11 protein-coding genes and 2 tRNA genes are annotated in these 15,236 nt (G+C 57.0%); 8 read left to right on the top strand and 5 right to left on the bottom strand.

Annotation, left to right across the window (positions count from 1 at the left end):
- The first annotated feature begins 5 nt into the window (after nt 1–5).
- Nucleotides 6–959 carry a hypothetical protein gene (locus H097_RS21735; protein ID WP_032862412.1) on the top strand — a complete coding sequence of 318 codons (954 nt, stop codon included), beginning with the start codon at nt 6–8 and terminating at the stop codon, nt 957–959.
- Between the two features lie 28 nt (nt 960–987).
- On the opposite strand, the gene dinB is transcribed toward H097_RS21735, so the two are convergent.
- Entirely contained in the window at nt 988–2,046 is a 1,059-nt protein-coding gene (gene dinB / locus H097_RS21730; RefSeq protein WP_032862411.1) for a DNA polymerase IV, read from the bottom strand.
- 289 nt (nt 2,047–2,335) lie between these two features.
- On the opposite strand from dinB, the gene H097_RS21725 reads away from it, so the two are divergent.
- The 4 genes from H097_RS21725 to H097_RS21710 all read left to right on the top strand — a co-directional run bounded on the left by H097_RS21725 (nt 2,336) and on the right by H097_RS21710 (nt 6,961).
- Nucleotides 2,336–2,412 (top strand) — tRNA-Met (locus tag H097_RS21725).
- Between the two features lie 270 nt (nt 2,413–2,682).
- Nucleotides 2,683–2,759, top strand: a tRNA-Met gene (locus H097_RS21720).
- 279 nt (nt 2,760–3,038) lie between these two features.
- Complete coding sequence (gene mprF, locus H097_RS21715; protein WP_032862410.1) at nt 3,039–5,681, top strand: bifunctional lysylphosphatidylglycerol flippase/synthetase MprF; 2,643 nt, start codon at nt 3,039–3,041, stop codon at nt 5,679–5,681.
- Nucleotides 5,681–6,961 (top strand): AcvB/VirJ family lysyl-phosphatidylglycerol hydrolase, encoded by a 1,281-nt coding sequence (locus tag H097_RS21710; RefSeq protein WP_032862409.1) that lies wholly within the window; start codon nt 5,681–5,683, stop codon nt 6,959–6,961. Before mprF ends, H097_RS21710 begins: the two co-directional genes overlap by 1 nt.
- 146 nt (nt 6,962–7,107) lie before the next feature.
- On the opposite strand, the gene H097_RS21705 is transcribed toward H097_RS21710, so the two are convergent.
- Nucleotides 7,108–8,382, bottom strand: coding sequence for a hypothetical protein (locus H097_RS21705; RefSeq protein ID WP_156356821.1), 1,275 nt, complete (start codon nt 8,380–8,382; stop codon nt 7,108–7,110).
- 186 nt (nt 8,383–8,568) lie between these two features.
- On the bottom strand, nt 8,569–10,470 hold the full coding sequence (locus tag H097_RS21700) for a potassium transporter Kup (RefSeq protein ID WP_032862406.1): 1,902 nt from the start codon (nt 10,468–10,470) through the stop codon (nt 8,569–8,571).
- Nucleotides 10,471–10,975: 505 nt separating this feature from the next.
- Between H097_RS21700 and H097_RS21695 the strand changes: the two genes are divergently transcribed.
- Nucleotides 10,976–11,290 (top strand): hypothetical protein, encoded by a 315-nt coding sequence (locus tag H097_RS21695; protein WP_032862619.1) that lies wholly within the window; start codon nt 10,976–10,978, stop codon nt 11,288–11,290.
- On the top strand, nt 11,290–11,577 hold the full coding sequence (locus H097_RS21690) for a helix-turn-helix domain-containing protein (protein ID WP_032862405.1): 288 nt from the start codon (nt 11,290–11,292) through the stop codon (nt 11,575–11,577). The genes H097_RS21695 and H097_RS21690 overlap by 1 nt, the downstream gene beginning before the upstream one ends.
- A gap of 68 nt (nt 11,578–11,645) precedes the next feature.
- Here the strand turns inward: H097_RS21690 and H097_RS21685 are convergent, their stop codons facing one another.
- On the bottom strand, nt 11,646–12,440 hold the full coding sequence (locus H097_RS21685) for a DNA adenine methylase (protein WP_032862404.1): 795 nt from the start codon (nt 12,438–12,440) through the stop codon (nt 11,646–11,648).
- 576 nt (nt 12,441–13,016) lie between these two features.
- On the opposite strand from H097_RS21685, the gene H097_RS21680 reads away from it, so the two are divergent.
- Nucleotides 13,017–14,288, top strand: a complete 1,272-nt coding sequence (locus H097_RS21680; protein WP_032862403.1) for an RES family NAD+ phosphorylase — start codon at nt 13,017–13,019, stop codon at nt 14,286–14,288.
- A 70-nt stretch (nt 14,289–14,358) separates the two neighbouring features.
- On the opposite strand, the gene H097_RS28335 is transcribed toward H097_RS21680, so the two are convergent.
- Nucleotides 14,359–15,236: hypothetical protein (locus H097_RS28335; protein WP_032862402.1), on the bottom strand; the 878-nt coding region annotated here is incomplete at its 5' end.

The raw sequence follows: 15,236 nt of genomic DNA, 5'->3' as shown, positions 1-15,236 counted from the left end.
AAGTCATGTTCAAGCGAAACACCAAAGCCCTGGGGGGCGCCGCCTTGTGCGGCGCCCTGCTGGTCAGCGGCTGCGCCAATCAGATGTCGCAGCGTAGCGAACACGAGGAGCGGATCGAGCGCAAATTGCTCGACCACAGCCTGCAGATTGATGTCGGCGACCCCAAAGTGCTCGAACTACCGCAACGCCGCGTGCGCATTCATGAACAGCGGACTTTCGAAGTCACTGAGTTTGAAGTCACGCGCCACTATGATCGCTATACGCCCTACCAGCCCTGGCGCGAACTCTATGAGATCCCGCTGGGTGCCGTGGCAGTCGTGGCGGGCGCCGGGGCCAACGTGGCGAACATCTTTGCCCTGGGCAACCTGCCAGACAGCATGACCCATGACTGGATCAGCTACGGCGTGGCCGGGCTCAACCCGTTCATGAACGTGCAGTCCCATGGCCGGGCGCAACAGAACCTGGCAGGTATCGATGAAGTCCAGCGCGACCGACGCCTGGAATACACCAGCCTGCCGTGGAGCGAGCGACCGGTGCAAGTAAAGGCCGGCAAGCAGACCCACGAGATGACCACCGACCGCAACGGTGTCCTGCGCCTGAACCTGTTGGACAGCCCGTTTGCCGAACAGGACCTGAGCCAGGTCCGCACCTTGCGGATCAGCATTGAAGATGCCCAGGACGATGTGCATTCGGACTCGTCCCTGGCCATCAGCAGCACCCTGCGCGGCAAACTGCTGGAAGCCCACGGCTTGATCTACGACGACCTGGAGGATGACGAAGTCAGCCAATGGGTGCATCGGGTCAAGCGCTTGTCGGAACTGGGACTGGAAGAAGAAGCCAGCGAATTGGAACAGAGCCTGATTGAACTGACACGCAATGATCCCGAATTGCAGCAGGAATTTCTCAAGGCACTGACCAAGGATGGCGGCCGGCTGGTGGCGGATCCCGGCATCCGCTGACCCTCTGTAGAAGCCGGCTTGCCGGTTCCTACAGGGACAGCTCCAACTGTTCATTGCCCAGGCTCAAGTCCAGCAGCCGCACACCAATCCCCAGCAACCGCACCGGTTTACCACCGCGATTGAACGCCTGGGTCAGCAACTGTCGATAACTCTCCAGGTCCCGCCCCGCTCCCGCCTGCTCCAGCGTCGTTTGGGTAAAGTCATGGAACTTCACTTTGACAAACGGTTTACCCGGTCGATAACTGCTGTCGATACGCTGCATCCGCCCTGCCAGGGTCTCCATCAATTCTGGGAGTTTTTCCAGGCAACTGGGCAAGTCCGGCAGATCGACATCGTAGGTGTTTTCCACACTGATCGATTGCCGGCGGCTGTCGTTGTGTACCGCACGATCATCAATCCCACGCGCCAAACTCCATAACCGCTCACCAAAACTGCCGAATTCGCGCACCAGCGCCAGCTTGTTCCACTCGCGCAATTGCAGGCAATCTTCAATCCCCAGGCGCGCCAGCTTGTCGGCGGTAACCTTGCCGACACCATGCAACTTGCTCACCGGCAACTGCGATACGAAGTCTTCCACCTGGTCAGGGGTGATCACAAACAGCCCATTGGGCTTTTTCCAGTCACTGGCGATCTTGGCCAGGAACTTGTTGGGGGCCACCCCGGCAGACACCGTGATGTGCAACTGATTAGAGACCCGCCGGCGGATATCCTGGGCAATGCGCGTGGCGCTGCCGCCGAAATGCGCACAATCGGACACATCCAGGTAAGCCTCATCCAGCGACAGCGGCTCGATCAGATCGGTGTAGTCACGAAAAATCGTCTGGATTTCCTTCGAGGCTTCTTTATAGGCATCCATGCGCGGCTTGACGATGGTCAGGTCGGGACACAACTTCAATGCATGGCGTGAAGACATCGCCGACCGCACCCCGTAGGCCCGGGCCTCGTAGTTGCAGGTGGCGATCACCCCACGCCGATCCGCCGAGCCCCCGACCGCCAGGGGCTTTTGCGCCAGGCTCGGGTTATCCCGCATTTCAATGGCCGCGTAGAAGCAATCACAGTCGACATGGATGATTTTGCGCTGCGTCATATAGAGAGGCGTAATCGGGACATAAAGTAGACGGATCGCCAGTATCGCACTCACACCTGTATATAGCACCAGTACTTTGAATCATCTGACAAAGTGGCAGGAAAAAACCTCATTGAATTTGTTTTCTCAATCGAAGAGCCTCCCCCAATAGAGCTGAAGGCCACAGCCAGACTGGGCCGAAGCTCCTTTTCCAGCGCCCTTGGAGAGCTAACCAATTGAAGCACAAGCGCTTTTCTTTGAATCAACGGTTGACACACCGCCATTCCTCTGTAGAATGCCGACACACAGACGCGGGATGGAGCAGTCTGGTAGCTCGTCGGGCTCATAACCCGAAGGTCGTCGGTTCAAATCCGGCTCCCGCAACCAAACATCAAAAAAGGCTACTCGAAAGAGTGGCCTTTTTTGTGCGCGTTGATTTCCTCCCCCCTGTAGGAACGAGCTTGCTCGCGAAGGACGCCAACGATAACGCGGACACCCGGCATCCACTCGGCGCCCTTGAGCTTTTCGCGAGCAAGCTCGCGCCTACAGTGAAAACTCGTTTTCAATCGCGCACTTAGGCTGATTTGCAGTTATTTTGCACTTTATGTCATTAACGGTTGACACCTCGTCGTTGCGCTGTAGAATGCCGCCCACAGACGCGGGATGGAGCAGTCTGGTAGCTCGTCGGGCTCATAACCCGAAGGTCGTCGGTTCAAATCCGGCTCCCGCAACCAAACATCAAAAAAGGCTACTCGAAAGAGTGGCCTTTTTTGTGCCCGCTAAAAAAGTTCTTTTGAAACAATGGCATGGCATCTTTCATGAAACCGCGCATGGGTTTCGGAGTCCATCCATTTGCAGGCTATGCTCAAGTGTCGAGCACGCCCTTGCGCGACTAATGGACGCTGTCGCCGGCCCCGGCAATCCGCGTTACTATTTGTAATTATTTTGTACATAGGGATTGGTAACTTGGCTGGATACCCCCATCCTGTCGCGCACAATCCACGAGGTGATTGATGCGCGCCAATTCGTCTGAACCACAAGACACCGTCACAGCCACACAACCGATCGCCCCCGCCCGCCTGCGCTGGCTGGATCTGTTGAGCAAGTATCGTCAACCCATTGGGCTGGCAGTCACGTTGCTGCTGTTTGCAATTGCCCTGATCGCCTGCCGCCACCTGCTGCTTGAGCTGGATCTGTACGCCCTCCACGACTCGATCCTGGAAGTGCCAAAACCCTCCTTGCTGGGCACCTTCGCCGCTGCGATCGCCGGGTTCATCATTCTATTGGGCTACGAATTTTCCGGCGCGCGCTACGCCGGAGTAAAACTGCCGGCCAAGACTTTGGCCTACGGCGGCTTTACCGCGTTCGCCATTGGCAATGCGATCGGTCTGTCGATGCTGTCCGGTGGATCAGTGCGTTATCGCCTCTATGCACGGCACGGTATCGGGGCCTCGGAAGTGGCCCATATGACCGTGTTTGCCAGCCTGGCCCTGGGCTGCGCACTGCCGCCGCTCGCCGCACTGGCAACCTTGAGCAATCTGCCAGCCGCCTCCAACGCGCTGCACCTGCCGGCCACGCTGCTCGGCGGGATCGCGGGCGCAGTGCTGCTGCTCTCAGCCGCGCTATGCATCGGGATTTACCGCCGCCGCCTGCCAGAGCAGCCTTACCCCGACAACCTGCTGGTCAAGGTCGGCCGTCGTACCTTGCGCCTGCCTGGACGCCGCCTGACCTTTCTGCAACTGATCATCACCGCCCTGGACGTAGCTGCCGCCGCTACCGTTCTCTATATGCTGCTGCCGGAAGCCCCACCGTTTGGCCCGTTCCTGCTGGTGTACCTGCTGGCACTTGCAGCGGGTGTGCTCAGCCATGTGCCGGGCGGTGTCGGCGTGTTCGAAGCGATTCTGCTGGCCGCCTTTGCCGATAAGCTCGGCGCCGCACCACTGGCCGCCGCCCTACTGCTGTACCGCATGATCTACGTGGTACTGCCGTTGTTGATCGCGTGCATCTTCCTGCTGATCAACGAAGCCCAGCGCCTGTTCCAGACCCAGCAGAGCCTGCGGGTGGCCTCGGGCCTCGCGGCACCGGTATTGGCCGTGCTGGTTTTTTTGTCCGGGGTGGTGCTGCTGTTCTCCGGCGCCACCCCGGAAATCGACTCGCGCCTGGAAAACATCGGCTTCCTGATCCCCCACCGCCTGATTGACGCCTCGCACTTTGGTGCCAGCCTGATCGGCGTGCTGTGCCTGTTGCTGGCCCAGGGCCTGCGCCGGCGCCTGTCGGCAGCCTGGATGCTGACCATGGTGCTGTTGCTGGTCGGCGCCCTGCTCTCACTGCTCAAAGGCTTCGATTGGGAAGAAGCCAGCCTGATGACCACAACCGCGGTGCTGCTGGCAATCTTCCGGCGCTCGTTCTACCGCGCCAGCCGCCTGACCGAGCTGCCCTTCTCGCCGCTGTACCTGGTGGCCAGCGTCTGTGTGCTGGGGGCCTCGATCTGGCTGCTGTTGTTTGCCTATCAGGATGTGCCTTACAGCCATCAACTGTGGTGGCAATTCACCCTCGACGCCAACGCCCCGCGTGGCCTGCGCTCACTGCTGGGGGCTGCCGTGCTGCTGGTGATCGTGTCGCTGACCTGGCTGCTGCGCACCGCACGCCCGGTGATCCACCTGCCGACCGCCGATGAACTGGAGCGCGCCACCAGGATCCTGATGGCCTCGTCGCAACCCGATGGTGGCCTGGCACTGACCGGCGACAAGGCCCTGCTGTTTCACCCCAACGATGAAGCGTTCCTGATGTATGCCCGGCGTGGCCGCAGCCTGGTGGCCCTGTACGACCCGATCGGTCCGACCCAGCCACGGGCCGAGATGATCTGGCAGTTCCGCGACCTCTGCGACATTCATCACGCCCGCCCGGTGTTCTACCAGGTGCGCGCAGAGAACCTGCCCTTCTATATGGACATCGGCCTGACCGCGATCAAGCTGGGTGAAGAAGCCCGGGTCGATCTCAAGCGCTTCGACCTGGAAGCCAAGGGCAAGGAGATGAAGGATTTACGCTACACCTGGAACCGCGGGACCCGAGACGGCCTATCCCTGGAGATTTTCGAACCGGGCCAGGCACCGATGGACGCGCTGAAAATCATCTCCGATGCCTGGCTGACCGGTAAGAACGTGCGCGAAAAAGGCTTCTCCCTGGGACGTTTCAGCGACGAATACCTCAAGCATTTTCGCATTGCGGTGATTCGCTTCGAAGGGCAGCCGGTGGCCTTCGCCAATCTGCTGGAGACCTACAGCCATGACCTGGCCAGTCTCGACCTGATGCGCGCGCACCCTGATGCGCCAAAGCTGACCATGGAGTTCATGATGGTTGGCTTGATCCAGCACTATAAAAGCCACAACTATGCACGCTTCAGCCTCGGCATGGTGCCGCTGTCGGGCCTGCAACCACGCCGTGGTGCACCGCTGACCCAGCGCCTGGGCTCGATGGTGTTCCGCCGTGGCGAGCAACTGTATAACTTCCAAGGTTTGCGCCGCTTCAAAGACAAGTTCCAGCCTGACTGGGAACCTCGTTACATGGCCGTGCCCGCAGGACTTGATCCGCTGGTGGCACTGGCCGATACCGCCGCCCTGATCGCGGGCGGCTTGACTGGATTGGTGAAACGCTGATGATTCGACGCTCCTGGCGGTATGTATTGGCAAGTCTGGTGGTGCTGGCCCTGATCCTCGGTGGCGGCTACTGGTACTGGAATCGCCCCGCCCCTCAACCGACCCTGGAACAACTGCCCCAGGCCGACGGCTCGACCATGATCCGTGTGACGCCTGGCACCACCACCAAGGCCCGCGTAGCGGTGGCCGTAATGGCCGATGCCAGCCTGAGCGACAGCCAACTGATTGCCCTGAGCAAGGGCGGCGCTGCGCAGATCGTGCAAGTGATCCTGCCCAAGGACGACTGCAAACTGCAGGAACAAGCCCTGCAAGCAGCACTAAGCCAGCTCAAAGGCCCGGCCACCCTGGTCAGCGGCATCGGCCCTGGCGCGGCACTCGCCTGGCGCTGGCTGGCGACGCAGAACGACGACAAGGCTAATGCCATCTCCGTGGGCTTCGCCCTGGTCCAGGAAGGTTGCAAAGACCCGCTGCCCAAGACCGCTGCCCACGGCAACTGGCTGGTGGCCTGGAACGATAACCCTGACGACGAAAGCGCCAGTTTCGTACGCGACACCCCGCGTGCCACCACCAGCATCAGCGACTACGACATCAACTACCCGCAGGTGCTGAACAACGAACTGCGCAAGCAACTGGTAGGTTCGGACAATGGCGGCCTGGCGATCCCGGTGGTTGAAGTACCCGCCGGCCAGGCCAAGGACACCGTGACCCTGTTCCTCTCTGGCGACGGCGGCTGGCGTGACCTGGACCGCGACGTGGCCGGCGAGATGGCCAAGATCGGTTATCCGGTGGTCGGCATCGACACCCTGCGCTACTACTGGCAGCACAAAAGCCCGGAGCAGAGCGCCAAGGACCTGACCGAGCTGATGCAGCACTATCGGCAGAAATGGGGCACCAAGCGCTTTGTGCTGACCGGCTATTCGTTCGGTGCCGATGTGTTGCCGGCCATCTACAACCGCCTGCCGGAAGCCGAGCAGCAGCGGGTCGACGCAATTATCCTGCTGGCCTTTGCCCGCACTGGCAGCTTTGAGATCGAAGTGGAAGGCTGGCTGGGCAATGCTGGCAAGGAAGCAGCCACTGGCCCGGAAATGGCCAAGCTGCCAGCCGCTAAAGTGGTGTGCATCTACGGCGAGGAAGAAGTCGACGAGAGTGGCTGCACCGACAAGACCGCCGTGGGTGAAGCCATGAAGCTACCGGGTGGCCATCACTTCGACGAAAACTACCCGGCACTGGCCAAGCGCCTGGTGGATATCATCGAGAAGCGCCAGGCCAAGGCCGAATAACTCCTGCTGAACTCGGTCAATGTGGGAGCTGGCTTGCCTGCGATAGCGGTGGACCAGTCCCTGCAGTTGATTGCATTGCAGATCAAATAGTGCGTGCGACAAAAAGCCCCCGCTGGCGCAAAGGCAACGGGGGCTTTTTGCAGGTTTCAGCGCACCGCTGCGGATGGTCCGGAAAGATCCCACACATCATCCTGCGCATGGCTGGCCTCCCAGGCTCGCACCTTACGCCGCGCGTCATCAAACAATCGCACATAGTTGCCGTAGCTGATTTTTTCCGCGACATCAGGCCGCAGCCGACTGAACAGCGGTCGCAGCAACTCGGGAAGTGCCAGGTATTGCTCGACCGTGAGACGCTGGCCAGGCACGACCTTATCCGGCAATTCAAGTGTGTTCTTGCTGAACATCACGGTGTCGGAGCCCCATAACACCCGACTGCTGTACTGATTGAAAAAGCCGATCCACTCGTTGACGGGCGGCATGCCAGGCCCAGGGTGAATAATGTTTTCCTGGACCAGATCCCAAGAAATGTCCACCACCCATGCAGGACAGCTATCCAGGATCCGGGCAACGGTTTTCAAGTGGCTGGAAGTCGGCTTTACGTAGCGTCCCAGCCCAGTGTGGGCCCAGATCACCGAGGCCTTGGGCGCGGTACTGCACAAATGCTTCAGTGCAGCTTCGTAGGTCCTGCCAGGGAAAACATCTTCCACCGTGCCGTCATAATTGACCTCCGTCTGATACAGGTCGTTGTGCAGCGTCACCACCAGGCCGGTCTCCTCGGCCACCTTCAACACGTCTGCCAGGGACTGCGCATACAGCGACATCGTGCCTTTCTTATCGAGGTCGGGGGGCAGCGGCACGGTGGCAGTGCTGCGGATGGTCTCGCCGGCGATCTTGCGTGACACCAATTCCTTATGCACCGTGAACTCACCGATACCGGCAAAAGCCCCCGGGAAGGTCAGCAGTACCCGCTTGATGTGCTGGGCCCCATAACGATCCATGGGGTTGAAGCCGGTAATCATGAGGTCCAATCGCCCCTGATCCGCCGCTGACAACTGCAGGTACTCCCGGGCATACATCGCGTCTGCGAAGGCGTAATAGTACAAGTCAGCCTTGGGGCCGATGTAGTAGTTGGCGCCATACAAACGGCCGGACGTATCCGTCACCTGATAGTTTTCAAAACTGTCCCAGCGCTGTTGCAACGGCAGCGGCATCACCACCGAACGGACCACGCTGGCCGATAAGTAATCCGACAACAATGACTTGAGTGAAACACCCTGATAGGCGTAATTGGAAGGATGGAAGTGTGAGTCGGCAAACTGCAGTGCCTGGGGAGCGACAGGAGGTGTATCAATGGTGCTGGACGAACAACCTACGACTAAAAGAGTGATGCCTGACACCAATCCTGAGAGTGCGCGTTTCATCTTTGGCTTTCCCTGTAGTGAGTTGATCCTTATGGGCCAGACGGCAAACTTGGGTAAAAAGACGTTAGCACACCCCCCGGTTTCAACAGGCCGGATGTGAAAGGCAGTGACTTCACCGTACAAATCGACAGGCCAAAAAAAACCGCGATGGCATACAGCCCATCGCGGTTTTATTTTCAACCGGGTCTACATTTCTACTTGGGTCCCCAACTCAATCACCCGGTTTACCGGCAACTTGAAGAAGCGCAGGTTGCCGTTGGCGTTCTTCAGCATGAAGGCGAACAACCCTTCGCGCCAGCGCGCCATGCCTTCGAGCTTGGAGGCAATGACCGTCTCGCGGCTGAGGAAGTAGGTGGTGCGCATCGGGCTGAAGTCCAGGTCATCCAAGTGGCACAGCTTCAGGGCTTCGGGCACGTCCGGCTCGTCGGTAAAGCCAAAGTGCAAGATCACCCGGAAGAAGCCGTCACCATAAGCGTCCACCTCAAAGCGCCGCTGGGCCGGGACGCGCGGAATGTCCTCATAGATCACCGTCAGCAGCACCACCTGTTCGTGCAGCACCTGATTGTGCAGCAGGTTATGCAGCAAGGCGTGGGGCACCGCGTCCGGGCGGGCGGTAAGGAACACCGCCGTACCCTGGACGCGATGGGGCGGCTGCACGCGAATGCTGCTGATAAAGATCGGCAGCGGCAGGCCGCCCTCGTCCAGGCGCTCCACCAGCAATTGCTTGCCGCGCTTCCAGGTGGTCATCAGCACAAACAGCACGATCCCCGCCAACACCGGGAACGCGCCGCCCTGGACCACCTTCGGTACGTTGGCCGCAAAGAACAGGCCATCCACCAGCAAAAAGCCCAGCAACACAGGCACTGCCAATACCGGCGGCCACTTCCACAACAGCAGCATCACGGCGGAGACGAGGATGGTGGTCATCAGCATGGTCCCAGTCACCGCCACCCCGTAAGCCGAGGCCAGGGCGCCCGAAGACTCGAAGCCCAGCACCAGCAAGATCACTCCGACCATCAGCGACCAGTTCACCGCGCCAATGTAGATCTGGCCCTGTTCGGCGCTGGAGGTGTGCTGGATATGCATGCGCGGGATGTAGCCGAGCTGGATCGCCTGGCGCGTCAACGAGAACGCACCGGAAATCACCGCCTGGGAAGCGATCACCGTCGCCAGCGTGGACAAGCCCACCAGCGGCAACAGTGCCCAGCTTGGCGCCAACAGGTAGAACGGGTTGCGGGCGGCTTCGGGGTCGCCCAGCAACATCGCACCCTGGCCGAAATAGTTGAGCACCAGGGCTGGCAGCACCAGGATGAACCAGGCACGGGCAATGGGTTTGCGGCCGAAATGGCCCATGTCGGCATACAACGCCTCGGCACCAGTCAGCGCCAGCACCACGGCGCCGAGAATCGCCACGCCAATGCCCGGATGGACCATGAAGAAACGCACGCCCCACATCGGGTTCATCGCGTTGAGCACTTCGGGCCGCTGGATGATCCCGCAAACACCCAGGCCGCCCAATACCAGGAACCAGGTGACCATCACCGGCCCGAATAGCTTGCCGATACGGTCGGTGCCGTGTTTCTGGATCAGGAACAGTGCCACCAGCACCACCAGCGCCAAGGGCACGACCCAATGCTCCAGGCCGTCGAACGCCAGCTCCAGACCTTCGATGGCCGATAGCACCGAAATCGCCGGGGTGATCATGCTGTCACCATAGAACAGCGCCGCGCCGCACAGACCGCACACCACCAGGAAACTGCGCAATCGCGGGTGATTGCCTGCCGCTCGTCGGGCCAAGGCGGTGAGTGCCATGATGCCACCTTCACCCTGGTTGTCGGCGCGCAACACAAACAGCACGTATTTGATTGAAACCACCCAGATCAACGACCAAAAGATCAGCGCCAGGATCCCCAGCACGCCGTCATGATTGACCTGCACCCCATAATTGCCAGAAAACACCTCTTTAAGGGTGTAGAGCGGGCTGGTACCGATATCGCCATAGACGACCCCGACCGCCGCCACCAGCATACCAATCGGCTTTGCCGTGGAATGTTCGACGCCTGTTGCCTGACCACTTGCCTGACCCATCAACCGCTCCTGACCTTTTGACCTGAGGTCTTTTATAAACCGCACAGCTATACACTTAAGCCCAAAGCCAAGCTATACACAGTATGTGCCACCGTACTTCTAGTAACAGACTATTTGTTGACTACGGACTTACTCTTGGTGCAACGGCGCGAAGCATAGCGCAGCACTCGTCGTATTTCCCTGCATAAAGCTGGTCAAGCGCGTTTCCCGTCGATAGAATTGCGCACTTTTTGATCAGAGGCACATCAAGTGCCCGTCCGCAGCCCTGTCGTGCCCGACTGGCGGCGTCATTCAATACCGAGGTTAGACATGTCCACCACCATCGCAAAAGCCAACCCAAAGGTTGGCTTTGTTTCCCTGGGTTGCCCAAGCGATATTCAAAATACACATCGGTTTCGTAGGTTCTCAAAAACTCCCGTTGATCAAAAATGATTACGAAATAGTTGTAATTTACTCAGCGTCTGTCTATTATCGCCGTACGCCAATGACGCACATCAGGGATTGCATGATCTTCATCGAATCGCCAATTTTCACCTCTGATCTGATGGAGCATTTGGATGATGAAGAGTACCGGGCACTGCAGGCGTATCTCGCTGAACATCCACAGTCGGGTGCTCTCCTAGAAGATACGGGCGGCCTACGAAAAATCCGCTGGGCAGCCAAAGGCAAAGGCAAGAGTGGGGGCGTTCGAGTGATCTATTACCATGTCACCGCAGCCCACCAGATCCGAATGATTCTGATCTATCGCAAGGGGATTATGGATACCTTGACCAGTAGTCAGAAAGCGCAGCTTCGCGCACTTAACAAAGGGTGGAAATAATGGAAAAGAATCTCTTCGATCGTCTTGTGGAAAGCATGACTCAGATGGATGAGATCGATCGCGGTGAGCGTCAGCCATCGCGTGAGTTCCACGTAGACGCGGTTCAAGTCAAAAAGATACGTCAGGCCACTGGCCTTTCTCAGACTACGTTCGCCAAACGTATCGACGTCGCAGTGGGGACCCTAAGAAATTGGGAACAGGGTCGTCGCGAGCCTGAAGGTCCAGCTCGTGCCTTGCTTCGAGCGATTAATAATGATCCAGAGCATGTACTTGCTGCATTGAGCTAAATACTTCAAAGCCCGCACAGCGGGCTTTTTTAGGCTCGCAGTTTGGAAAAACGCTCAGCTAACCCATATCAAAACAGGCCGCCCAAGGCCGCTGGCTCCCAGTTCATTATAACCAGTTCGCCGCTGAGATCGGCCTTCCCCTCTCGCTGGTTACCGTTGCTGTAGCGAATGCTCAACGTCTCAAAATGAAACCCGTCAAAAACCGCACGAATGTCCGGGTGGTCGTTGATGCTCACCATCACCTTCCCCTTGCATCTCCGCATGAAATCGGCAATTCGCTCGTACTCGGCAAATGGAAAGTCATTCCCGTACCCAGCGGTCTGCCAATATGGCGGGTCCATATAGAAGAACGTGTGCGCTCGATCGTAGCGCTCAGCACAATCAAGCCAGGACAAATTTTCCACGTATGTACCGGCAAGACGTTGCCAGGCGGCGGACAGGTTTTCCTCGATGCGCAGTAGATTGATGGCAGGTCCAGTGGTGGCGGTGCCGAACGTCTGACCCGTCACCTTGCCTCCGAATGCATGCTGCTGCAGGTAGAAGAACCGAGCGGCTCGCTGAATGTCAGTCAACGTCTCGGGGCGTGTCATCTTCTGCCATTCAAAAATCTGGCGTGAGCTGAGTGCCCATTTGAATTGCCTTACGAACTCCTCAAGATGGTTCTGGACTACACGGTAGAGCGTGACCAGGTCGCCGTTAAAGTCGTTCAGCACCTCTACGGGGGCAGGCTGAGGACGGAGAAAGAACAACGCAGCGCCCCCAGCGAAGGCTTCGACATAGCACTCATGAGGCGGGAATAGCGGTATCAAGCGATCGGCCAAGCGGCGTTTACCGCCCATCCATGGGATGATTGGAGAAGACATAAAAAAGGGCCTTATAACTGTATAAATAAACAGTGTTCATGATACCTCTTTTCCTATGATGGCGATGCGCCTTTGTGCAAATGTTTTGGCGCAGTGAAATTGGCTGCAGCCCTTGAACAACAAGCCCTTAGGCCCACAGATGGCCGGCCAGCTCTTATTGACTACCAAGCGTTAATTTGACCAATCCTAAATTCGAAAACTTACCTAAATCATTGTTTTGTATTTGTTAACTCAATGAAACCGGGCACTTCACTCCAACCCATCACGCGACCGCGTTTTGTGCGGCTGTGCAAGCGCGCTGCATTCCCCTTCAAAACTTTGCATTCTGTGAAATTACCAATCGCCTGCAGAGCCCCACGGCCCGCTTGGGCTGCAGCTTTGTTTGCACTACCCCCGACTTTGCACAAAAAAAGGACACAAACCCCGTCGGCGGGAGGGGGATAAGTGGTTTTCTGCCTGTTTTTTTATTTCAGATCGCTTTTTGGTCACGTGAGTAACCTTTCGACGTGACCATCAGGTAAATTGAGCTAAGGAAGTTTGTAAATCATGCTGGCAAGAGCACACAGGAAGGTTTGAATGATTTGTCACGACTGCATAAAGCCGGAAACCTTAAAAGAGTATATAAGCCAAAAAGGAGTAATGCGTCGGTGCCGCTACTGTGATGCCGAGGGGGTTTGTATACCTTCCGCGGAATTAGCTTCATATATCGAGGCGCGCTTTTATGAGTCGTACAAAAATACTGATGAGTTATCCGATTACGAGTACGCAGTTACATTTGACTATGGCTCTGACGAGATCCCAATTCATACATTGGATATAATAATCATTGAGCACTTTGATCTTGGTAACCAGGAGTTTTCAGACGAGGTGATTGAGGCCATAGAGACGAGACTATTAAAGCCTGACGAATCTAAATATCTTACCTTCTTTGTTGATGATGGCACGCAGGAAAACAACAATTACAAAAACCGCTGGGATAATTTTGCTTTCGAAGTTTCACATGGGCATCGCTTCTTTAGCGATGACGCACGTTGCTTTCTTGATGATCTGTTTGAGCTTATAAGCCCAGGCGGAAAAATTCTTGAAAGTCTTATATTAACTCTTACAGAAGAAAACTCAATTTACAGGGCGCGTATAGTCAACGACCCTAGGGAGCGGGTGAAGATTAATGACGATCCCGTATCCGGGTTAGGACCCGCACCGCGAGAGCGTACAAACAGTCAGAGAATGACTCCTGAAGGGATCTCCGCTCTATATTGTGCCTTCGAGAGAAACACTTGCTTGAGCGAGCTTCGACCAATTACTGGCGACATGGTAATTTCAGGAGCATTCTATGCAGGCCAAACAATCAAACTATTGCAGCTAAATCAGCTCGACAAAGTAAGTCGCCCAAATTTAAATCCTTTAATGCCAGGATTCGCAGATAAGTCGCACGCTTTTGAATTCTTGAATAAAATAATCGATAAAATGTCCAAACCTAAAAGAAATAGCGATAGATTCGGATATTTACCGACCCAAGTGGTTTTTGAATATTTGCGAAAAAAATTTAAAGGACAAGTTGATGGCGTGGTATATCCCTCAGTGCAAACCGGGCGAGCAGGGACAAACCTGGTATTATTTCCAGAGTTCTCTGAGGTAGGTGAGGTCGACAATATATATTCTGATGGAAAAATTGAACCCAAGCTGCTATTCAGGAAGGAATCACTTATATTTCATGCTGTCGAAAAGGTTCAGCCGGTATCTAACAACTACAATGACATAGCCTTTGTTACTCTGGATGAACTTTCTAGGCAGAGGCTTGGTCAGCATTTCGGGGTGATTAGAGATGAAAAAAAGAAGAGTGATTAATGTGAGGGATAATACGACGCGCCAAATGCCTTTAGGTTTAGGCGCGTAAAAAGCCATTACTAACGCTGGACTAAGTTTTTTGAGTAATTGTCTTGAGGCTAACATTCAATAGTTCAGCTTCTTTAGCGTTATCCACATAGGAAATAGCGTCACTCGGGGCAGGGGTGGGCCCGTGCGTATGCCCAGCCAGTTGAATGTTCATCTGTTGAACCAAATCGAGCAAGTCACAAAGCACCTGCAGCACGTTCACACCTTCGGACCCCAGCCAGGTCTTAGGCGCTACCAGCCGCTGACTGCCCCCCGCCACGCTTTTACGCAGCCCCTCAATCCTTTCCTCCATATCGCCTCCCACTGTGGCGTTGTGCTTCTGCCCTACCACCAGGTTGAAGTCCCGTCCGGTCGCCTGGTGCAGATCATCCATCGCCGCCAGGCTGGCAGATCCGCCCGACAAGAGCTTGAGCGCGCCCAGGGCCTCGATCGTCTTGATCCCACCCACTGACTCAGTTGAATGGTCATCCACCGTCCTTGTGTGATTCTGGAACCGTTCGGTGTTGCCCCTCGCCTCCACTTCCCGCTCGATCGCCTTGTCCACGATCTTGCCGTCAGTCTGGCGCAGCCAGTTGCCGTCGGCATCGACACGCTGTTGACAGGCTTCACTGTGCTGCCACACCTGGTCACCCTTCGGCACGCTGGGCATGCTCAGGCCGTGGGGCAGGATTGTTTGGATATAGGGCTTATGCGGCAGGCCATAGGCAAAGCACACCACTACCTGGGTGCCTTCCTCGGGAAAGGCATAGATACCCATTTCCTCGCCACCAGTGGGCAGTGGCAACGGCACCCCGGCCAGGATCGGCAGTTTGCTGTCTGGCTCGCCATCCGGTCCCAGGACTTCGATATCAACCGCATAGCGCGGCCGGAAGTCGTCACAGATCCCGGCGCCGGCCGGGG

The organism is Pseudomonas sp. FH4 (genome assembly GCF_000510915.2).
Classification (GTDB): Bacteria; Pseudomonadota; Gammaproteobacteria; order Pseudomonadales; family Pseudomonadaceae; genus Aquipseudomonas; species Aquipseudomonas brenneri.
This window is presented reverse-complemented; position numbering and strand designations above follow the sequence as displayed.